The 21,566-nt window shown below is 64.4% G+C and carries 19 protein-coding genes; 6 read left to right on the forward strand and 13 right to left on the reverse strand.

The genetic code is table 11. The features are described from left to right. From dnaE to AKL29_RS16260, 3 genes are all read right to left on the reverse strand, one after another. The coding region (gene dnaE / locus AKL29_RS16255; RefSeq protein WP_244482080.1) for a DNA polymerase III subunit alpha at positions 1 to 3,292 on the reverse strand (3,292 nt) is incomplete at its 3' end. Between the two features lie 474 nt (positions 3,293 to 3,766). Beyond that, a complete protein-coding gene (locus AKL29_RS44915; protein ID WP_244482103.1) occupies positions 3,767 to 3,970 on the reverse strand; it encodes a GDCCVxC domain-containing (seleno)protein in 204 nt (67 codons plus the stop codon). Between the two features lie 193 nt (positions 3,971 to 4,163). Next, positions 4,164 to 4,898: an outer membrane protein gene (locus AKL29_RS16260; RefSeq protein WP_028333998.1), complete on the reverse strand. Its 735-nt coding sequence runs from the start codon at positions 4,896 to 4,898 to the stop codon at positions 4,164 to 4,166. A 239-nt stretch (positions 4,899 to 5,137) separates the two neighbouring features. Between AKL29_RS16260 and AKL29_RS16265 the strand changes: the two genes are divergently transcribed. Then, positions 5,138 to 5,488, forward strand: a complete 351-nt coding sequence (locus AKL29_RS16265; RefSeq protein ID WP_244482082.1) for a DUF3551 domain-containing protein — start codon at positions 5,138 to 5,140, stop codon at positions 5,486 to 5,488. Between the two features lie 114 nt (positions 5,489 to 5,602). Beyond that, on the forward strand, positions 5,603 to 5,875 hold the full coding sequence (locus AKL29_RS16270; protein WP_028333996.1) for a DUF3551 domain-containing protein: 273 nt from the start codon (positions 5,603 to 5,605) through the stop codon (positions 5,873 to 5,875). A gap of 111 nt (positions 5,876 to 5,986) precedes the next feature. Here AKL29_RS16270 and AKL29_RS16275 read toward each other — a convergent pair whose 3' ends face one another. The 10 genes from AKL29_RS16275 to AKL29_RS16320 all read right to left on the reverse strand — a co-directional run bounded on the left by AKL29_RS16275 (position 5,987) and on the right by AKL29_RS16320 (position 16,787). Further along, positions 5,987 to 6,685: an ABC transporter ATP-binding protein gene (locus AKL29_RS16275; protein ID WP_028333995.1), complete on the reverse strand. Its 699-nt coding sequence runs from the start codon at positions 6,683 to 6,685 to the stop codon at positions 5,987 to 5,989. A gap of 9 nt (positions 6,686 to 6,694) precedes the next feature. Next, positions 6,695 to 7,975 carry a lipoprotein-releasing ABC transporter permease subunit gene (locus tag AKL29_RS16280; RefSeq protein ID WP_028333994.1) on the reverse strand — a complete coding sequence of 427 codons (1,281 nt, stop codon included), beginning with the start codon at positions 7,973 to 7,975 and terminating at the stop codon, positions 6,695 to 6,697. A 72-nt stretch (positions 7,976 to 8,047) separates the two neighbouring features. After that, positions 8,048 to 9,367, reverse strand: coding sequence for a proline--tRNA ligase (proS, locus tag AKL29_RS16285; RefSeq protein WP_028333993.1), 1,320 nt, complete (start codon positions 9,365 to 9,367; stop codon positions 8,048 to 8,050). Positions 9,368 to 9,531: 164 nt separating this feature from the next. Then, positions 9,532 to 11,094 (reverse strand): copper resistance CopC/CopD family protein, encoded by a 1,563-nt coding sequence (locus AKL29_RS16290; protein WP_050384867.1) that lies wholly within the window; start codon positions 11,092 to 11,094, stop codon positions 9,532 to 9,534. A gap of 3 nt (positions 11,095 to 11,097) precedes the next feature. After that, entirely contained in the window at positions 11,098 to 11,625 is a 528-nt protein-coding gene (locus tag AKL29_RS16295) for a YcnI family copper-binding membrane protein (RefSeq protein WP_050384868.1), read from the reverse strand. Between the two features lie 7 nt (positions 11,626 to 11,632). Continuing rightward, positions 11,633 to 12,157 carry a copper chaperone PCu(A)C gene (locus AKL29_RS16300; RefSeq protein ID WP_050384869.1) on the reverse strand — a complete coding sequence of 175 codons (525 nt, stop codon included), beginning with the start codon at positions 12,155 to 12,157 and terminating at the stop codon, positions 11,633 to 11,635. 35 nt (positions 12,158 to 12,192) lie between these two features. Beyond that, entirely contained in the window at positions 12,193 to 12,690 is a 498-nt protein-coding gene (locus tag AKL29_RS16305; RefSeq protein ID WP_050384870.1) for a TlpA family protein disulfide reductase, read from the reverse strand. Next, positions 12,687 to 13,913 (reverse strand): sialidase family protein, encoded by a 1,227-nt coding sequence (locus tag AKL29_RS16310; RefSeq protein WP_050384871.1) that lies wholly within the window; start codon positions 13,911 to 13,913, stop codon positions 12,687 to 12,689. Before AKL29_RS16310 ends, AKL29_RS16305 begins: the two co-directional genes overlap by 4 nt. Positions 13,914 to 13,924: 11 nt before the next feature. Further along, the gene (locus AKL29_RS16315) at positions 13,925 to 16,333 is read right to left on the reverse strand and encodes a TonB-dependent receptor family protein (RefSeq protein ID WP_050384872.1); all 2,409 of its coding nucleotides are present in this window, start codon (positions 16,331 to 16,333) and stop codon (positions 13,925 to 13,927) included. Positions 16,334 to 16,415: 82 nt separating this feature from the next. Further along, positions 16,416 to 16,787: a DUF2946 domain-containing protein gene (locus AKL29_RS16320; protein ID WP_028333986.1), complete on the reverse strand. Its 372-nt coding sequence runs from the start codon at positions 16,785 to 16,787 to the stop codon at positions 16,416 to 16,418. 457 nt (positions 16,788 to 17,244) lie between these two features. On the opposite strand from AKL29_RS16320, the gene AKL29_RS16325 reads away from it, so the two are divergent. The 4 genes from AKL29_RS16325 (at position 17,245) to AKL29_RS16340 (ending at position 21,472) form a co-directional block, all read left to right on the forward strand. After that, positions 17,245 to 17,670, forward strand: coding sequence for a globin (locus tag AKL29_RS16325; RefSeq protein ID WP_028333985.1), 426 nt, complete (start codon positions 17,245 to 17,247; stop codon positions 17,668 to 17,670). Between the two features lie 88 nt (positions 17,671 to 17,758). Continuing rightward, positions 17,759 to 18,796, forward strand: a complete 1,038-nt coding sequence (locus AKL29_RS16330) for a sugar ABC transporter substrate-binding protein (RefSeq protein ID WP_050384873.1) — start codon at positions 17,759 to 17,761, stop codon at positions 18,794 to 18,796. Between the two features lie 9 nt (positions 18,797 to 18,805). Further along, positions 18,806 to 20,308: a sugar ABC transporter ATP-binding protein gene (locus tag AKL29_RS16335; RefSeq protein ID WP_050384874.1), complete on the forward strand. Its 1,503-nt coding sequence runs from the start codon at positions 18,806 to 18,808 to the stop codon at positions 20,306 to 20,308. A gap of 129 nt (positions 20,309 to 20,437) precedes the next feature. Continuing rightward, a complete protein-coding gene (locus AKL29_RS16340) occupies positions 20,438 to 21,472 on the forward strand; it encodes an ABC transporter permease (protein ID WP_050384875.1) in 1,035 nt (344 codons plus the stop codon). The last annotated feature ends 94 nt before the right edge of the window (positions 21,473 to 21,566 follow it).

Raw genomic sequence — 21,566 nt, forward strand, 5'->3', positions numbered from 1 at the left:
GGCGGCGGGCGATCGAATCCAGCGGCTTGGTGTCGCGCACGAAGATGCGCAGGCCCTTTTGCGTCTTGGCCGCGGCGTGATCCAGCGGCTCGGCGTGCAGCACCCTCGCCCGCACATCCTCGCCCTGCAGCTCGGCGCCGAGCTGCAGCAGCACGGCCGCGCCCGGCTCGAGCACGTCGCGATATTGCGCGAGGCCCTCGGAGAACAGCACCGCCTCGAAATGGCCAGTCGGGTCCGACAGGCCCATGATGCCCATCTTGTTGCCGGTCTTGGTGCGCCGCTCCATGCGCGACACAACCGTTGCGGCGACCTTGCCCGCGGTGGCGCCGGTCTTCACCGCACGCGAGAATTCCGCCCAGGACTGCACGCGCAGCCGCTTCAGCGCGGTCGCGTAGTCGTCGAGCGGGTGGCCCGACAGGAAGAAGCCGATCGCGTCGTATTCGCGCCGCAGCCGGTCCGCGGGCAGCCACGGCTCGACCTGCGGCAGGATGATGCTGGGCGCGTCCGGCGCGCTGCCGAACATGTCGTTCTGGCCCGAGGTCGCCGCCTCGTGGCTGCGCTGGCAGGCAGCGAGGATCGCATCGGCGCCGGCGAACACGCGCGCGCGGTTCGGGTCGAGCGTGTCAAACGCGCCCGCCGCCGCAAGGCTCTCGATGATCCGCTTGTTGACCGCGCGCGGGCTGACCCGCGCGGCGAAATCGGCCAGCGAGGTGAAGACGCCGCCCTTGTTGCGCTCGGCGATGATCTGCTCCACCGCCTGGATGCCGACGCCCTTCAGCGCGGCGAGCGCGTAGTAGATCGTGTTGCCGCTGACCTCGAAGGTCGCGCCGGAGCGATTGATGTTGGGTGCCTCGACCTTGATGCCGAGCCGCTGCGCCTCGGAGCGGAATTCGGACAGCTTGTCGGTGTTGTTGAGTTCGAGCGTCATCGACGCCGCGAGGAACTCGACCGGATAATGCGCCTTCATATAGGCGGTGTGGTACGACACCAGCGCATAGGCCGCCGCGTGGCTCTTGTTGAAGCCGTAGTCGGCGAATTTGGCTAGCAGCTCGAAGATCGTCTCGGCCTGGCCCTTGCCGACACCGTTCTTCATCGCGCCGGCGACGAAGATGTCGCGCTGCTTGTCCATCTCGGCGCGGATCTTCTTGCCCATCGCGCGACGCAGCAGGTCGGCCTGGCCGAGCGAGTAACCCGCCATCTGCTGTGCGATCTGCATCACCTGTTCCTGATAGATGATGACGCCGAAGGTCTCCTTCAGGATCGGCTCCAGGATCGGATGCAGATATTCCGATTCCTCGTCGCCGTGCTTGCGCGCGCAATAGGTCGGGATGTTCGCCATCGGGCCCGGGCGATACAGCGCCACCAGCGCGATGATGTCCTCGAAACGGTCCGGCCGCATGTCGATCAGCGCGCGCCGCATGCCCTGGCTTTCCACCTGGAACACGCCGACCACATCGCCCCGCGCCAGCATCTGGTAACTCGCCGCATCGTCGATCGGCAGCGTGGCGAGATCGACATGGACGTCGCGCTGCTTGAGCAACTTCACCGCGACGTCGAGCACGGTCAGCGTCTTCAGGCCGAGGAAGTCGAACTTCACGAGGCCGGCCGGCTCGACCCATTTCATGTTGAATTGGGTGACCGGCATGTCGGATTTCGGATCGCGGTACATCGGCACCAGCTCGCTCAGCGGCCGGTCACCGATCACGATACCTGCGGCGTGGGTCGAGGCGTGGCGCGTCAGGCCCTCGAGGCGCTGCGCGATGTCGAACGCACGCGCCACCACCGGATCCTCGTCGCGGAACGCCTGCAGCTTGGGCTCGCCTTCGATCGCCTGCGCCAGCGTCACGGGCGCCGCGGGATTCTGCGGCACCAGCTTGGTCAGCTTGTCGACCTGCCCGTACGGCATCTGCAGCACGCGCCCGACGTCGCGCAGCACGCCGCGCGCCTGCAGCGTACCGAAGGTGATGATCTGCGCCACCTGGTCGCGGCCGTAGCGCTCCTGCACGTACTGGATCACCTCGCCGCGGCGGTCCTGGCAGAAGTCGATGTCGAAGTCCGGCATCGAGACGCGTTCCGGGTTCAGGAAGCGCTCGAACAGCAGCGCAAACCGCATCGGATCAAGGTCGGTGATGGTGAGCACCCAGGCGACCAGCGAGCCCGCGCCGGAGCCGCGGCCCGGTCCGACCGGAATGCCCTGCGCCTTCGCCCATTTGATGAAGTCGGAGACGATCAGGAAGTAGCCCGCGTATTTCATGCGGGTGATGACGTCGAGCTCGAAGGCAAGCCGCTTGCTGTAGTCCTCTTCGGTCATTCCCGGCGAGAGACCGTGTACCCGCAGGCGATTCGCGAGCCCCTCCTCGGCCTGGCGCTTCAGCTCGGCGGCCTCGTCGGCGGCGGCATCGGCGCTGGCGGCGGCACCGACCGTGAAGAACGGCAGGATCGGCTTGCGGGTCTTCGGCCGGAATGAACAGCGCTCGGCGATCTCCACCGTCGAGGCCAGCGCCTCCGGGATGTCGGCGAACAGCACCGCCATTTCCGCGCGGGTCTTGAAGCGGTGATCCGGTGTCAGTTGCTCGCGGTTGGTCTCGGCAATCAGATGGCCGCCGGCGATGCAGAGCAGCGCGTCATGCGATTCGTAGTCGTCATTGCTGGCGAAATACGGCTCGTTGGTCGCGACCAACGGCAGGCCCTTGCTGTAGGCGAGATCGATCAGGCCGCCCTCGGTGCGGCGCTCCTTGTCGGCGCCGTGGCGCTGCAATTCGATGTAGAGGCGATCGCCGAACAGGCCGGCCAGGCGTTCGCAGCGGGTGGTCGCGAGCGCCGCCTGCTCGGCCCGCAGCGCCAGCGCGATCGGCCCGTCGGGGCCGCCGGTCAGCGCGATCAGGTCCTCGGCGTCGTCGGTGAGCCAATCGAACTTGATGTGCGGGGTCTGGTTGACCGGCGTCTCCAGGAACGCCCGCGAGTTCAGCCGCATCAGGCTGCGGTAGCCGCGCTCGCGCGCCGCCAGCAGCACGATTCGCGCCGGGCCCGTCGTCGCAAGGATGCTGCGCGTATTCGGATCGACGTCGCCGAAATCCACCGCCAGCTCGCAGCCGACGATCGGCTGGATGCCGTAGCCGGCCATCTTGTCGGAGAATTCCAGCGCGCCGAACATGTTGTCGGTATCGGTCAGCGCCAGCGCGGGCTGGCGGTCGGCCTTCGCGAGCTCGCCCAGCTTGGCGATCTTGATCGAGCCCTTCAGCAGCGAATAGGCGGAATGAACGTGAAGATGAACGAATCCGGCATTCGGCATGGCTGCTTAGGGAATCTCTTGAGTCAGGGATGGAGCGAGCGCCAGGGCCGGAACTCGAAAGCGTCAGACCCGACTCGCAATCCCATGGTGGGGCCTGAACCCTGCCAAGTCCACGCCGAACGCGGCGTGGCGGCAAGTCCTCCTGCTTTTCCCCAAGGGCAAACCACGCCGCTGGTGATGCCCCTGTCCCGCGGGCGAATTTTCAGAATTGGGTGATCAGCTGGGCCCACACCGCGATCATCCCGACGAACAGCGTGATCGATGCCAGCGCTGCAGCTTCTTGCACGAAAATCTTCAACATGGCCGCTCTCCCTGAACCGGAACGTATGCAGAACATTGTTCCTTTTTTGTTCTAGGAGTCAAGCAACGCCAGCAACCCCGTTCGAGAAGTGACCCTGTGGTTAATTCCCGGCCGGCCGACGTCTCGGCGCCATCAATGATCCGATGGCGAGCGTGTCTTGAGGCTCCGGGAAGCTAGTTACCGCAGCAATTCCCCGCCTGCCTTGGCGGGCACGGGACCGTTCCGTATGAGCAAAACACGCAGCAATCTCCTGCTTTCGGTTTCAGGCGAGTGCCGCAGCCCTTGCAATCATAGTAGAACTGGCAGGCGTCGGTCGGCATCGTCTCGACGGAGACATGGCCGCAGGATGGGCACGTCAGTTGGGAGATCAGCTGCAGGTCCGTCATGCCGCGATTATGCGGCGTTGACCGATCGGTTGGAAAGCCCCGCCCAATCAAATCCGACCCGAAGCCCGGAGCGGACGGGCAAAGCCGGTCCCCTGCTCCTGGCCAACGGGCGGCGGCCCCAGGTCAACAAAAAACCCCGGGCCGAAGCCCGGGGTTTTCGATGCCGCTTGGATCAAGCGAGCGATCAGTACTTCGCGATGACCGGGCCACCGAACTTGTAGTTCAGACGGCCGAGGACCATGTCGGTGTCGCCACCGGTGTGGAAGCCGGTCACGGCAACACCCGCCGGGGTCACGAAGGTCGCGCCATGGGTGTCTTCGAAGATGTGGTTGTACTCGACGCCGAGCGACCAGCCCTGCGAGAAGGCGAACTCGAGGCCAACGCCCACCGTCGGGCTCCAACGGGTGTCGAAGCCGGTCTCGGACGCCAGATTGCCGGCCGCGTTGAGGAACTGGAAGTTGCGATCGGTGACCGCAGCACCGCCCTTGGCGTACAGCAGGACGTTGTTCCAGGCGTAGCCGATCTGACCGGTGAACAGGCCGAACGCATCGGTCTTCGAGCGAACGATGCCGCCCGGGACGACCAGGTTGCCGGTGCTGCCGGAGAAGTCAGCCCAGTTGCCCTGAGCTTCCAGACCGAACACCCAGCCGCCGGCCTGCCAGCGGTAGCCGATCTGGCCACCGACGGTGCCGCCGTTGGCGTCGAAGCTTCCGACGCCACCGAAGCCGTCGACCGAACGGTTGTCGTGGCTCTGGCCCCAACCACCGTTGATACCAATGTAGAAGCCAGTCCAATCATAAACTGCGGCAACCATGGGCGGCGGAGCCTTGGTGTAAGGGCGAGCCGCGAGGTCAGCCGCGGAGGCAGCAGTCGCGCTGAGCGCGAGCATGCTGGCGGTGACAAGCAAAATCTTTTTCATTTTCCCGTTCCAACTTTTTCTACAGGCCCCCAAGGCCGCGAGACACCGTCATAGCAGCCCCCGGCGGAATTGCTGTAACTTCGCGGCAACAGGCAGGGCCAAACGACTTCGCTCAAATTTGAAGTTAATACTGTATTACGGGCACTTCCCGGAGTTTTTGCCACATAGTTGCCGCACAATCTTCACAATTCGGATCTGCATGCGCAGCTGCGCGCAAGATCGTGTTGACCGGAACCGGCTTGTCCGATCTGGATCGTCGCCAAGGTCGAATCTTCGCAGCAAAAGGAATGCACATGCGGACGATGATTCTTGCTGCTGCGGCGTCTGTGGTTGCATTCGCAGCGCTGGGGACTGCGCCCGCACATGCCGTCGGCGTGCGTTACCCGTTCTGCATTCAGGGCGACCGCTATCCCGGCCTGAGCAACTGCTCCTATCCATCGTATGAGGCGTGCCTGGCCACCGCTTCGGGCATCGGGCAGAACTGCATCGCCAACCCCTATTATGCCGGCGACAACGACTCGCGCTCGTATCTTAACGTCCCCCCGCGAAACCGCCGTGAGGGCAATTTCTTCGACCTGTTCATCCACTGACGCCCGATCCAGCAAACACCGGCGCGGGAATGTGAATTGATCCGGCGCTGCGCGCAGGTGCCTATTCGCGTGCGCTCGGCATCAGCATTGCCGGCGCCGACGAGGAGATTTCTGATGCGCAGTCTGATTCTGGCACTCTTGCCGACACTCCTGGCCTTGGCAGCCGCGCCGGCCAGCGCCCAGAAATACGATTCGACCTCGCCGGTCTGCAAAACCAACTACCGATGGGGCGGTGAGGATACCGACTGCGGCTACACGTCGATCGCGCAGTGCCAGGCCTCGGCGTCCGGCCTCGCGGCGATCTGCATCAACAACCCCTATTATGCCGGGCCGCCGATCGACGGTCGGCCGAGAGCATCCGGCAGACGGCCTCGCCCCGCTTATTGAAAGCCAGAAGCATTTCGTTCCGATCGAAGCGACACGGAAAAAGGCTCTGGATTCTCTTACCTTAGGGCGACTTCTTCACGCGCACCGCTAGCCAGTTCGCGCGACGGCGCACTATTCCAGCTCGACAACCTGTCCGTTCGACAGCGACACCCGGCGATCCATTCGCGCGGCAAGATCGAGATTGTGAGTCGCGATCAGCATCGCGACCCGGGTCGCCTTCACGAGTTGCATCAGCGCGTTGAAGACGTGATCGGCCGTGCCGGGATCGAGATTGCCAGTCGGCTCGTCCGCGAACAGCACCCGGGGCGCGTTGGCAACCGCGCGCGCGATCGCGACACGCTGCTGCTCGCCACCCGAGAGCTCGGCCGGACGATGGGTGATGCGATCGCCGAGCCCGAGATAGGAGAGAATCTCGGTCGACCGTTTCACGGTTTCGGAGCGTTTGAGGCCGCGAATCATCTGCGGCAGCATGACGTTCTCGAGCGCCGAGAACTCCGGCAGCAGCCGGTGCGATTGATAGACGAAGCCGATATCGGAACGGCGAATCTGGGTGCGGTCGACGTCGGACATCTGCGAGGTCGGCGTGCCCGCGACATAGACTTCGCCTTCATCAGGGGTCTCCAGCAGGCCCGCGATGTGCAGCAATGTCGACTTGCCGGACCCCGACGGCGCCACCAGCGCCACCGATTGACCGGGCCATAGCGCGAGCTTGGCGCCGTTCAGGACCGTCAGCGTCGCTTCGCCCTGCCGGTATTCCCGCTTGATGTCATGAAGATAGACGACCGGTGTGTCTTCCGCCCCCTCCGCCATGTGCGCTCCTTATTCGTACCGGAGCGCGTCGACCGGATCGAGGCGCGCGGCGCGCCACGACGGGTAGAGCGTCGCAAGGAAGGACAGCGTCAGCGCCATGATCACGACGGCGAGCGTCTCGCCAAAATCGATTTCAGCAGGCAGCTTCGACAGGAAATATAGCGTGGGATCGAACAATTCCGTGTTGGTCAGCCACGACAGGAATTGCCTGATGGTTTCGATGTTGAAGCAGATCAGCAAGCCGACCAGCAGACCGACCAGCGTACCGACGACGCCGATCGATGCGCCGGTGATCAGGAATATCCGCATGATCGAGCCCTGCGAGGCGCCCATGGTCCGCAGGATCGCGATGTCCTGACCCTTGTCCTTCACCAGCATGATCAGCCCCGAGACGATGTTGAGCGCCGCGACCAGCACGATCATGGTCAGGATCAGGAACATCACGTTGCGTTCGACCTGAAGCGCGTTGAAGAAGGTCGAATTGCGCTGCCGCCAGTCGACCAGGAACACCGGACGGCCGGCCGCCTCGGTCACCAGCTTGCGATAGGTTTCGATCTTGTCCGGATTGGTGGTGAACACCTCGATCGAGGACACGTCGTTGTTGCGGTTGAAATAGGCCTGCGCCTCGGTCAACGGCATGAACACGAAGGTCGAATCATATTCCGACATGCCGATCTCGAACACCGCGGTGATCTTGTAGGGCTTGATGCGCGGCGTGGTGCCCATCGGCGTCACCGCGCCCTTCGGCGAGACCAGCGTGATCATGTCGCCGGCATGCAGCGATAGCTGGTCGGCGAGGCGGCGACCGATCGCGACGCCCTGTCCCTCATCAAAGCCCTCGAGCGAGCCTTGTTTGATGTTCTTTGCGATCGACGTGAGGTTGTTGAGATCGTCGGCGCGGATGCCGCGGATGAAAACGCCGGCGGCGTTGAACGGCGATGAACCGAGCCCCTGCCCGTCGACCACCGGCGCGGCGAGACGGATGCCCTGCACCTGGCTGATGCGGTCGGCGACATCCTTCCAGTCGGTCAGCGGCGATTCCAGCGGCTGCACCAGAATATGTCCGTTGAGGCCGAGGATCTTGTCCAGCAATTCCTTGCGGAAGCCGTTCATGACCGCCATCACCACGATCAGCGTGGCGACGCCGAGCATGATGCCGAGGAACGAAAAGCCGGCGATGACCGAAATGAAGCCCTCCTTGCGGCGCGCGCGCAGATAGCGTCCGGACAGCAGCCATTCGAATGGCGCAAAAGGCGGGGTACGGACTGGCTCGTTCATGGTCTCATCCATTTGTCGATAATCCCATGATTCGGGCCAAATGTGGCCGGATTACCCCGTCGATCAGCGCGGCGTGAATAAACTTTAACCCGCGAGCTTCGCGACCACGTCGGCGGGGCTCATGTTGTCGCGTGAGCCGTCGCTGCGACGCTTCACTTCGACCTTGCCGTCCGCAAGCCCCTTGGGTCCGACCAGAATCTGCCACGGGATGCCGATCAGATCGGCCGCGGCGAACTTGGCGCCGGCACGCTGGTCGGTGTCGTCGTACAGTACGTCGACGCCCTTCGCCAAGAGCTCGCGATAGAGCTGCTCGCAGGCGCCATCGACCGCGGCATCGCCCTGCTTGAGATTGAGGATCGCGGCGCGGAACGGCGCGACGGCCTCGGGCCATTTGATGCCGGCGTCATCGTGACACGCTTCGATGATCGCGCCGACCAGGCGCGACACGCCGACGCCGTAGGAGCCGCCATGGATCGGCACGTCGACGCCGTCGGGACCGGCCACCATCGCCTTCATGGTCTCGGAATATTTGGTGCCGAAATAGAAGATCTGGCCGACCTCGATGCCGCGGGTGTTCAGCCGCTTTGCCTCAGGCACTTCCTGTTCGAAGCGCGCAGCCTCGTGGACGTCCTCGGTCGCGGCGTAGACCGAAGTCCACTGCTTGATGATCGGCGTCAGATCACTGTCATAATCGACGTCCGCGCCCGGCACCGGCAGGTCCAGCACATCGCGGTTGATGTAGACGCCGGACTCGCCGGTCTCCGCGAGCACGATGAATTCGTGGCTGAGGTCGCCGCCGATCGGGCCGGTCTCGGCCCGCATCGGGATCGCCTTGAGGCCCATCCGCGCAAAGGTCCGCAAATAGGCCACGAACATCTTGTTGTAGGAGCGCCGCGCGCCGGCCTCGTCGAGGTCGAACGAATAGGCGTCCTTCATCAGGAACTCGCGGCCGCGCATCACGCCGAAGCGCGGACGCTGCTCGTCGCGGAATTTCCACTGGATGTGGTAGAGGTTGAGCGGCAGGTTCTTGTAGGACTTGATGTAGGAGCGGAAAATCTCCGTGATCATTTCCTCGTTGGTCGGCCCGTACAACAGCTCGCGCTTGTGACGATCGAGGATGCGCAGCATCTCGGGGCCATAGGCGTCGTAGCGGCCGCTTTCGCGCCAGAGATCGGCGAGTTGCAGCGTCGGCATCAAGAGCTCGAGCGCGCCGGCGCGGTCCTGTTCCTCGCGAACGATCTGCTCGATCTTCTTCAGCACCCTGAAGCCGAGCGGCAGCCAGGCATAAATGCCGGCAGCCTCCTGCCGCATCATGCCCGCGCGCAACATCAGCCGATGCGAGACGATCTCCGCCTCTTTCGGGTTTTCTTTCAGGATGGGCAGGAAAAACCGCGACAATCGCATGGCGTTACTCGGGAATCAGGAAAGCGTGGGAAGAGCTGCAGTGAAACCGGATCGGCTGTGAAAACACAAGGCCGCCAAATAAGAAAAACCCTTCAAATCAGGCGATTTTCGGCCATTTGAACGAATTGCGCGCCGTCGAAGTGCCGAGCGCGCCGACCGCGGCTTTACCTGACCTCGAAATCGTCTTCCAGCGTCACTTTCTTGAAATCGGTCACCAGGGCGTCGATCTGCATGTGCCAGCGGCCCGGGACCGGCAGCGGCACCTTGCGCACGTGCCAGTAGCCATCGGCACCGCGCGCGGCGGCGCGTTCCATCGGTTCGATGCCGCGCTCGGGCAGGCTCAGCGTCAGCGTCGCCTCCTTGGCCGCGAACGGGCTGGCATCGCCGTTCATCAGCTGCAGCACGAAGTCATTCGGCCCGACCTTGCCCGGCGCGATCAGCACCTGGAACATCGCGGCATCGGTGTGGATATGGACCGCGAGCGGAACATCGGCCGACATCGCCAGCACGCGCGGCGGCGGCGTGAAACGCCACAATGCGACGAGGCCGAGAATGGCGATCATCAGCACGAATTCGAGCGCGATCGAGCGCTGCAGCGGCCGTGTCCGATGAAACTCGCGCGCGATGGCCGGCGTGAACACCAACCGGTTCAGCGCAGCGAGCCCGAGCAGCAGCACCACCAGCACCAGTTTCGCAACGAGGATGTTGCCGTACCCGGTGTCGATCAGCGCGTGAAAGCTTTCGAGCTGGACGACGGCGAGCGCCAAGCCCGACAAGGCGATCAAGGCGACGACCGGCACCGCGAGCGTCGAAAAATGCCGCAGCACCCGCAGCAGCGACTCCTTGCGCTGCCAGGCAAGCACCGCCAGCGGCGCCAGCGCGCCCATCCAGAACGCCACGCCAATGCCGTGGATGAACAGCGCGGTCCGCGTCAGCCATTGCGGCGAGGCCGTGGCAGCATGGCCGCTGACCGCGAATGACAGCCCGACGCAGATCATTGCGATCGCGGTGCGGGTAAGGGCTGCACCGAACGACGGGCTGCGCCAGGCGATCGCCGCGATCAGCATCGCGGCAATCGCGAGCAGCAGCGTGGCGAACAGGCTGGTGCCGGTGGCGCTGGCCCACGCCGCCCACGTCACGATGCCCGAGAGCGGCAGGTTCAAGAGGTCGACGCCCTGCAATCCAAGCGACGCGATCGCGCCGACAAGGCCGATCTTCAGCGACCACATGATCAGCCGTTCGCCGGCCGGGCCCTGCCCGATCCAGGCGGCAAAGAACACGCCGCCGACGCCGACAAACAAGCCCAGATAGAGCCCGAGCCGCGCCAGCCAGATCAGTGTATGGAGCACGCCGTCGGCCGATGGCGCCGCCGAGCCGGTGACGACGCCGATCGAAAACAGCAGCGAGCCGGCGACCGGATGGCCGTCCTGCGACACCACGCGATAGCTGACCACCTGCGTGCCCTGTGGCAGGCCCGCCGGCAGCGTCACCACCACCGACTGGTCGACGGCGCGGATCGCGACGTCGCGCGGCTTGCCCGCAGCGTCGAGCAGGCTGACCGCCGTCGGCGCCACCGCTTCGTTGAAGCGGAGCACCACCGTCCTGGGTGCTTCAGCCACCACACTGCCGTCGGCCGGCTCGGCCCCGATCAGGACGGCATGCGCATGGGCCGAGGTCGCAAGACACAGCACCACGAGCAGCGCTGCGAGGTTTGCGACCAGCCGCATCGGTTACGACTTCGGCAGCAGCTTGACGCCGGGCGCCGGTGTCTTGCTGCCATGGTCGTGCCCGCCGCCCTGCCCGTCGGCCGGGATATCGATCCAGCGGCTGACGCCCTGCTCGCACTCCTGCACGACCGGAAAGTACAACGTGGTGTTGGGCTTCAAGGTATCGGTGAGAAACGTCTGCATCACGAACTCGTCGTAGTTCTGGTCCGTGAGCTTGCCACCGCTCCAGGCGACTTCCTTGACGCCCTCGGAAAGCTTGGCGCCGTGATAATCGTATTGCGCGGCGTATTTGCCGGTGACCGTATCGAGAGTCCACCCCGCCTTCGGCATCGGCTTCACTCCGATCACGCCCTCCGGAATCTGCACCCGGATCTTGATCGTCGCCGAGCCCGCGCAGCCATGCGGCACGGCGAACACCGCCTTGTAATACGATCCGACCGCGGCCTGCTTTCCTTCGAGCGTGATATGCGCGATCGCCGGCTGCGCTGCGAGCAGCGCCACCATGGCAACGAGGAGCGTCTGTGATCGCATGGCTCGCTCACATCTTCTTCATGTCCATGTGACCGGAATGGTCGCCATGGCCGGAATGACCGCCGCCCGGTGCCTGCGCGCCGACGGCCTGCACGTCCAGCGAGACCGAGACCTTGCCGGCCTTTTCGAATTCGAGCGTGACCGGCACCTTGTCGCCCTGCTTCAGCGGATTCTTCAGGTCGAACATCATCAGGTGATAGCCGCCCGGCGCGAGCTTCACGGTCTTGCCGGGCTCGATGGTGAGGCCCTTGTCGAGCGCACGCATCTTCATCACGCCATTGTCCATCGACATCTCGTGGACTTCGATCTTGCCGGCAACATCGCCGGAGCCCGACACCAGCCGGTCGGGCGTCGTCCCCTTGTTCTCGATCGTCAGGTAGCCGCCGCCGATCTTGGCGCCGTTCGGCGTTGCGCGCGTCCAGGCCTGCGTGATCACGAGGTCGCCGGCCTTGACGTCCTCGGCGCGCGCGGACGTCGAGACGAGTGCAGCGGTCAGCGCTGCGAGGGCAAGGATGCGGGAGAGCGTCTTCATGGCGACGGAGTTCCTTTCAAGTTGAAACTGAGGTGTTATCGGGTTGCAGCCGCCTGGGCGCTGGACCATTTGTCCAGATCGGCAATCTCGGCCGAGCCTTCGATCGTCGTGATCGTTCCGTCACGGGCAATCAGCAAGGTTCGCGGGATATCGCCTTGCCAGGCCGGATCGATCTCAAATCTTAACCGCTCGGCAAAGCCGTCGTCGAAGATCCAGTTTTCGGCCGCGCCGAGACCGGCGCGATCCAGCATCGATCGCGTCGCCTCCGGAAGGTTGGGAACCAGATCCGCGCTGATCGTGACGACATCGATTCCGGGATGATCCTTCATGAACTGGCCAAGCTCCGGCAGCTCGACCTTGCATGGTCCGCAGGTCACTCCCCAGAAGTGCACCAGGGTCGGATGACCGGCATGCGCATGCAGCAGCTTTTGCCAGCTGCCCCGTTCGAATGGTTTTGGCGCGCCCTCTCCCGCCGCCAGTGCGGTCGGCAGCGTTGCGAGCAGGATCAGCGCAGCCAGCAGATGACGCTTCATGGTTCGCCCTCGATCGCTTGAAAATGGTAGCCGTCGGCCTTCGTCATCCACGACAGATAGGTCTGCCGGCTGTCCGAGACGAGCAGCGGATGGTCGGAACTGTCGGCGGTATCCGCGATCACCGTCGGCTTCGACCATGTCGCGCCATCGTCGTGCGACGTCATGAGGTCGATTGTCGTCTTCTGCCCGTCGAATTCCTTCCAGGCCATCACGAGCCCGTGCGGCCCCGCGACGATGTGCGGCCGTGAAGGGCTGCGGTTCGGCTGACCGACCGGAAGCGGATCGGAGAAGGTTTTGCCGCCGTCGCGCGAGCGCGCATAGAACAATCCCTTGCGCGCCTTGCCGTTGGTGTACCACGTCACATGGTAGGTTCCTTCGGGCGATATGGTCAGGCTCGGACCGTGATGCGGACAGGCCGCGATCTGCCAGTCGTCGCGGCTCACCCGACGTATCTCGCCGGGCGTAGCCAGGTCGGAGAACGTCACGATCGCATGGTCGCGCACGCCGCCCTCAAAGATGTTCCGGAACACGACCACCGGATGGCCCGCGCCATCGAACGCCAGCGCGAGGCGGCAGCACTCGCAGGTGTTGTCGGCGACGAGCCGCGCGTCGGAATAGGTTGCTCCGCCATCTCCGGATGACGCGAAAAACAATCCGGCACCGTTATATTTCTGGCCGCGCTGCTGCGCCGGCACGCGGTTGCGCTTGTCGAGCCACGCGGCAAACACCGCCCCCGTAGGATCGAAACCGATCGCCTCGAACCGTTGGCTCTCATTGCTTGTGGTGATCGGCTTCGGCGCATCGAAGCTGCGCCCGCCATCGGTCGATCGCGTGGTCAGCACCTGACCGTTGAAATTCTGATCGCGGAAGATCGAGAAGGCCACAGCGATGTTGCCCTTGGCATCGATCGCGAGCTTCGGCCGCGCATCCGGTCCCCAATCGAGATTGAGCCGCTCCCGGGTGACCTGCACCGGCGTGGAAAAGCTCTTGCCCTGGTCTTTTGAGCTCGCGACGGAGATCCGACCTCCGGCCATCCACGCCAGCCACAATGTCCCATCCCGCCCAAAGGCGGGCGTGACCTTGGTCGCGCAGCGCAGGTCCGTCTCTTCGCAAGCCGCTTCGGAGGCGTGCTGATGGCTCATCTGTGCGACGGCAAGGTTCGGCAACGCCGCGAGCATGAGCGTTGCAAGCAGCGTCAGGGCGACCGGTTTGCGATAGGTCATCGATGCGCTCCTCATTTGAACGCAATCTTCATGCCCGCCACGAAGGCGCGCGGCGATCCGGCATAGATCGAGTTGGTCGTGTTTGCCAGTACGCTCGCGGGATTTTGAATGCCCGCCGAGGTCACCGAATTTGAGATATTGTTCGCCGACGCCACGTAGGTCCGGTCGAAGACGTTCCTCACCTCGATGTAGAGGTTCAGCGCCTTGAAATAATCGGAGACGAGATCGGTCTTGTAGTGCAGGTTGAGGTTGACCAGCTCGTAGCCCGGCGCCTTCAAGAGGTTGGCGTTGTCCATGTAGAAGCCGTCCTTCCACTGCACTTCGACGAACCCGCCAAGTCCCTGGAACGGACCCGACAACTGGTCGTAGCCCAATCGCGCCGTGAGCTCGTTCGGAGAAATGCCGGGGATCTTGTTACCGGCGCGATTGAAGCTGAACACCGCGCCGTTCGTGATGTTCTCGACGTATTCCGTGTAGACCTCATCGAGATAGGTGTAGGCCGCCGAGAACCGCCAGCCCGGCAGGAATTTCCAGTCGGCAGCCAGCTCGACGCCGCGATGCTCCGATCGCGGCGCGTTGAACGTGTAGGAGATGCCCGCAAGCGGCGTGGCCTGGGAAACGAGCTCGTCCTTGAAAAACTCGTAGAAGCCGGTGACGCTGACCTTGAGCGCGTTGTTCGGTGTCCAGTCGGCACCGACATCGTAACCGAGATTCTTTTGCGTCCGCAGCTGGGTGTTGTTGCCCGAGGCGCCACTCGGCAGGACGAACAAATTGCCGACCTGCGGCGTGCCGTATCCGGTTGCCACCCGCCCACGGACTTGCCACTCGCTGCTCAGCCGGTACAGCAATGCGAGCTCGGGCGCGGTATTCTGGAATTGCCGGTCCGCCGTCGTGATCGCCGTGGTCGTGGCTCCGGCCGCGCCGACGTAGCTATAGGCGGTGTTCCGCCCGGTGAGGTTGGTGGTCTCCCAGCCAATGCCAGCAACGGCCGTCAGCGCAGACGTGAGCTTCAATTCCTCGCGTGCCCGAACACCGTAATTTGTCGTCGTGCTGAACAAATTGCTCGACAGGCTTCCGAGCGTCGCATTTCCGCCCGGCATCACATTGCGCGTATCGCTCGAGGCGGTGAGCGTATTGTAGAAGCCGCCGAAATAGGTGGTCGAATCCAGTCCGAACACATCGCCGCGTCTGACGACGTCGCTCATGTAGTTGTAGGACGGGAAGTCGCCGATCGCGCTGGTCGATCCCGTCGGCTGGTTGATGTTGCGGTCGTCGAACACGAACTGGTTGCGCCAGGTGGTCTGATTGTCGAAGTCGTGCTCCCAGCGGCCGCCGACGATGGTACGGCGGTCGTCGCGCCCGAGGCCGGCCTGAACCGCGGTCTCCTTGTCGGTCCCGGCCGCCGCGTTGAACCCGTTGTTGAACAACGTCACGGTGGCGCATCCCGGCGCCGCCGTTGCGCCGGTCGTGCAACCCTGCTGGAACGGGTTCTGGTAGAACTGGTTCAGCGAGGAGCGGATCGGCAGGCGCGTCGTCAGGTCGTTGTTGATCAGCTTCACCGTGAAGCGATCGTCCGGCGTGACCTGCAGCGTGCCGAGGAAATTGACGGTCTGGGTGTTGAACCAGCTGTTGCCGATGTAGCCGTCGCCGCGCGCGTCGCTCGCGAACAGCGAGCCCTCGAAATTGCCGACCTTCTTGCCCGCGGCGAGATAGTTGTTGAGGTAACCGAAGCTGCCGCCGTCGACGCCATACTCGACGCCGTCGATCGTGCCGCCCTGCCGGGTCCGGAAATTCAGCGCGCCGCCGGTCGCATAATTGCCGTAGAGCGCCGATGACGGTCCGCGGACCACGTCGATCGCGCCATAGGCACGCGGATCGATCAGGTCGCTGCGCGACAGGCCGTCCGGCTGAGTCACAGGGAAACCGTCGTCGAAGATGACGAGGTTGCGGATGCCGAAGCCGTTCCGCGCATTCGACCCGCGGATCGAGATACCGAAATCACGCGGGCCGTTGCCCTGCTTGATCGAGATGCCCGGACTGTCGCGCAGCACATCGGCGACGGAGAACGCCGGTCGGTTGTCGAACTGGCTGCGGTCGATGGTCGTCTGCGTCTGGCCTGTGGGCGCCCGGTTCAAACCGTCGCGGGTCGCGGCAAGCGTCTCCCCCGGCCTCGCGCCGCCCGCGGGGGCAGCCGTCACGGCCGGCGCTGTCGCCGGCTTCGGTGGCCGCCGCACGGACGCCGCACGAGGCCGCGGCTTTGGCGCCGCCGGCTTGGCGCGCACCGCCGTCCGGGGCGCCTCGACGGTGACGGAGGGTAGCTCTGTGCTGGGCGCCTGGGCTTCGGCAGCGGACGGCAATGCGCAAAGCGTCGCGCCCAGCGTGAGCAGGCTTGCCGCCTCCAGCGGGTGATAGCGAAACATGGATGAATCCTGACACCGGCGCTCCGGCCGGCTTGCTCACGGGCACTTGCCGGCGCGGGACGCACCGGCAGCGACAAGGTCGTCAGGAAAACAGCGGCGGCGCGCGGGCTTGCGCCGAGAGGCCAGCGCGCGAACGATCGAGCTCAGAGGCGAAATCAAGCCAGGCGATCCGGCTCGGCAGGCGTTCGACGGCCTGGGCAGTAACTTGCGGGCTGTCAACGGGCGCACCGGTCTGCAGCATGCTGCACGCCGAGCAGCAGCCATCATGGGCGTCGTGACCGGTCTGGTCTCCCTGCCCGGCTCCGGAGCCGGCATCGCCGTGGCAGATGGTGGCGGCCGAGAGCGGATCGGACGCGGCAAGGCTCGCCGCCCAGCAGGCCCCGATCGGTGCAAGAATCTGCACCAGCAGGGCAACCAGGACGATGGGCAGAAAATTCTTCAGCCGCCGGCGCATCGCAAAACCATCCGGGACGGAACTAACCACCATGGACGCCGGAAGTCGAGATCGCCGACGCGTCCCGTTTCTTCCAGCCGACGGAAATAGCCGAGCGTGGCACTTGCGTCACGGCGGCTCCGAAATCAGTCGTATCCCCTTACCCTGCCACGTGTTTTGCATCTCCCGTCACAACCGCCAGTGGCGCCATCCCAATCATTTCGCAAATTGCTCGAAAATTGAACAATCGTTGCCGAAAATGATGACAAGCCTGGAAAGATAGTCTACCAATTCGGGCTCAGGCCAGCCGCGAGGTGTGTCCTGGTGGTCCAAGTCTCGGGAGGAGCCCGACGCGCACAAGCAGCGTCACCCCATCAATCAAGATCAAATCGAATTTTTGGGGCAAATAGGGTCGACACAATTTTTGGAGCAGGGCTTTGAGCCCTGCTCTTTTTTTATGTGATGATCGCAATCCGCTATGACTCCATCATCGAATCCGATCGAACGCAGCTTTGAACTCGCAGCCGCGGCTTGCGATGATCTGACACCGTCAGTCTATCGCCGCCTGTTTCGCGATCATCCCGAAGCGCAGGCGATGTTTCGCACCGAAGGCAGCGAGCCGGTGAAAGGCTCGATGCTGCAGCTGACGATCGAAGCCATCCTCGATTTCGCCGGCGAACGCCGCGGACATTTTCGCCTGATCGAATCGGAAGTGTTCTCGCACGACGCCTACGGAACGCCGCGCGAACTGTTCGTCGCGTTCTTCGCCGTGATCGCCGACAGCTTGCGCGAAATTCTCGGCGAGCAGTGGACTGCGGAGATCGATGCTGCGTGGCACAAGCTGCTCGGCGACATCGAAGCCATCGTGCTGCAGCAGAAACATCTCGTGGACGAGAGGCCGTAGCGTCACCGTTCCGATTGTGACACACTCGCTTTATCCGCGGCGCGTGCAATTGACGCCGACGGTCAGAAAAACAAAGAGGGAGCAAGCAATGCGAGGGACCGACAAGGGGATGGACAAGGCGTCGACGACGCGGCGCGACCTTCTGCAAATGGCGGCGGCGGGTGGAGCTGCGGCCGGCCTGTTCGGCGGAGTGGGCATGACGACGTCGGCGCTCGCCGCTGAAACGGGACGCTCGGAAAAGCCGTTGAAGGCGGCATTCTCCAATGCCGGACTGCAGGCGACATGGTGCGCGCAAGGCAAGCAGGCCGCCGAGTTCTGGGGCAAGCTGTTCAACGTCGAGGTGACCTGGTTCGACGGCCAGCTCGATGCCGTCAAGCAGCGCGCCGCGATCGACAACATGGCCTCGCAGAAATGGGACTTCGTCGCGATCCAGGCGTTCGGCATCGGCACGCTGACCCAGCCGGTGCAGAAGATGATCGACGCCGGCATCCCCGTGATCGACATGGACACGCTTATTGCTCCTCTCGATCAAATTAACGTCCACTCGTTCCTCGCGCCCGACAACGAGTTCATGGGTGCCTCGGTGACCCAGGCGCTGTGCAACGCGATCGGCGGCAAGGGCAAGGTCATCATGACCCAGGGCGCGCTCGGCCACACCGGCGCGCAGGGCCGCGCCAAGGGCTTCAACTCGGTCATCAAGCAGTTCCCGAACATCGAGGTGCTGGATACCCAGCCCGCCGACTGGGACGTCTCGAAGACCGCCCGGCTCTGGGAAACCTATCTGACCAAATACTCGCAGATCGACGCCGCCTTCTTCCACAACGACGACATGGCGCTCGCCGCCTACAACATCATGAAGGCGCGCAACCGCACCAACATCCTGATCGGCGGTGTCGACGCCATGCCGCCTGCGATCCAGGCGGTCAGCGAAGGCCGCATGTTCGCGACCGTCCGCAATCCGTCCTGCCGCATCCATGGCGGCGCGATCGTCGCGGGCGTCGCCGCCGTGGTCGGCGGCGAGAAGAGCGGCCAGGGCATTCCGAAGAACGTCGTGACCGATGGTCCGGTCGTGACCAAGGCCAACGCCGCCGGCATGCAATGGATGGAGGATCACTTCCTGATCTGAGCGGGCCTCATGACCCAGGGACGCTCGGCGATCCTCGAGTTGCACCAGATCACGAAGGCCTTCGGCGGCGTCGAAGCCCTTCGTGGGGTCGACTTCGCGCTGCACGCCGGCGAGATCCATGGTCTCGTCGGCGAGAACGGCGCCGGCAAGAGCACGCTGATGAAGATCATCGCCGGCGTGCATCCGGAGTTCTCCGGCCGCTTCATGCTCGACGGCAAGGAAACCCGCTTCCGCTCCACCCGCGACGCGCACGCCGCCGGCATCGGCATGGTGCATCAAGAGCTCAGCGTCGCGCCGGATCTCACGGTCGCCGAGAACGTGTTCCTTGGCAACCAGCCGACCAACCGCCTCGGCTTCGTGCAATGGCGGCGGATGGCGCGCGAGGCCGGCGAGCAGCTGGCACGGTTTGGCATCGACGTCGATCCGATGACGCGGCTCGGCGATTTGCCGATCGGCCTGCAGCAGCTGATCGAGATCGCCCGCGTGCTGTTCTCCGGCGCGCGCATCATCATCCTGGACGAGCCCACCTCCGCCCTCTCTCCGCCCGAAGTCGAACGCCTCTTTGCGACGCTGCACAAGCTGCGCGACGAAGGCACCAGCATCGTCTTCATCTCGCATTTCATCGAGGACATTTTGCGGGTCTCCGACGTGGTGACGGTGTTCCGCAACGGGCGCAAGATCGCCGAGACGGCGTCCGCGGACACCACCAAGGGCGCCCTGATCGAGGCCATGATCGGCCGCGGCGGCGAGGCGCTGGAACACAGCTACACCGATGACCTCATGCTCCCGCAATCGAGCGCAGGCGCGGCGGTGCTGAAGGTCGATCAGCTCTCGCTGCGCCGCAGCCTGCAGGACGTCTCGTTCGAGGCCCGCTCCGGCGAAGTGCTCGGCATCTACGGCTTCATGGGCTGCGGGCAGCTGGAGCTGTCGCGCATCCTGTTCGGCAAGCTGCGACCAGACGGCGGAACGCTTGCGGTCGATGGTGCCGCGAAGAGGTTTCGCAGCACCGCGGCGGCGCGGCGGGCCGGCGTCGCGCTGGTGCCGGAAAGCCGGCGCGCCATGCTGTTCCACCAGGAGCCGGTCTACAAGAACATCTCGATCAGCATCCTCGAGCGGATCTCGGCGCTGCTGCTCAAGCCGGTTCGCGAGCGCGCGATCGCCCAGCGCCAGGTCGAGCAATTGCAGATCCGGCCGCCGGTGGTCGGCCTCGATCTCGGCATGCTGTCCGGCGGCAATCAGCAGAAGGTGGCGCTGGCGAAATGGCTCGCCTACCCGCCGCGCGTGCTGGTGCTGTGCGAGCCGACCCGCGGCATGGATGTCGGCGCCAAGAACGACGTGATCAACATCGTGCGCGATCTCCGCGCCAAGGGGCTGGCGATCATCGTGCTGTCGACGGAGCCGGAGACGGTGCTGTCGCTGGCCGACCGGATCCTGGTGCTCAAGCGCGGCGCGGTGGTGCGCGAATTCGCGGGCGAAGCGGTCAGCAAGGATCGGCTGCTGGAGGCGGCCTAGAGCATGATCCGGAAAAGGGCGAAGTGGTTTTCCCCCGCGACAAACGCAAAGGCGTTTGCGCGGGAGATCATGCTCAAACGAACAGAGAAAGCGCGATGACGACCTCATCGCGCTTGATGGAGAGACACGATGGCAAGCAGTGACGGCGCGACGGCGCGAGCGGATCACCAGCGGTCGCGCGGGCTGGCGCCCTTCCTGCGCTCGCAGATGCGCAACATCGCACCGTTCCTGACGCTGATCTTCCTCAGTGGGTTCTTTGCGATCGCAAGCCCGTCGTTTGCCACCATTGACAATGTCGGCAACATCCTGACCCAGGTGTCGGTCACCGGCATCATCGCCGTTGGCCTCACCTTCGTGATCCTGTGCGCCGAGATTGACCTGTCGATCGCCAGCATCGCCAACGTCACCGGCATTGCGGTGGCGTACTTCACGCTGCAGGAATCCTACGTCAACATCGCCAATGTCCCGATGCCGGGTATCGTCGCGATCCTGCTGGCGCTGGCGCTGTGCGCACTGCTCGGCCTCGTCAACGCGCTGGGGCTAACCATGATCGGCATCCCCTCTTTCATCATGACGCTCGCCATGATGCAGATCGCGGCCGGCGTCTCGGCCCTGCTGGTGCGCGGCCAGATCGCCTACAAGGTACCGCCGCTGATCACGACGCTCGGCTCCGGCTCGATCGGCGGCATCCCCTGGATCGTGATCGTCGCCGCAGTGATGCTGCTCGGCGGCCACCTGGTCCTGACCTACACGCGGTTCGGCCGCTACGTCTACATGGTCGGCGGCAACCGCGAGGCCGCGGAATTTGCCGGCCTCAACGTCAAGCTCATCCTCGGCAGCGTGATGGTGATCTCGGCGGTGTGCTCCGGGATCGGCGGCATGCTCGGCGTCGCCCATTTCGGCAGCGCCCAGCAGAACGAGTTCGACACCTATCTGCTGGATTCGATCGCGGCCGTGGTGGTCGGCGGCACCAGCCTGTTCGGGGGCCGCGGCGGCATCGGCAACACCATCGTCGGCCTGTTCGTGCTGGGCGTGCTCAACAACGGCCTCGACCACGTCAATATCGACAGCTTCCTGAAGATCCTGATCCGCGGGTTGATCCTGCTCGCGGCGCTGATCATCAACGTGTATGCGCAGCGGCTGCGGGAGCAAGCGGCGGATTGAGTGGGCTGGGTCGATCTAAATGCCTCGCCAGTATGAGCTGGACAAGGTTGCACACGCGCCTCTCTCCACGCGTCGTCCCGGCGAAGGCCGGGAC

It is taken from the genome of Bradyrhizobium pachyrhizi, from assembly GCF_001189245.1.
GTDB classification, from domain to species: domain Bacteria; phylum Pseudomonadota; class Alphaproteobacteria; order Rhizobiales; family Xanthobacteraceae; genus Bradyrhizobium; species Bradyrhizobium pachyrhizi.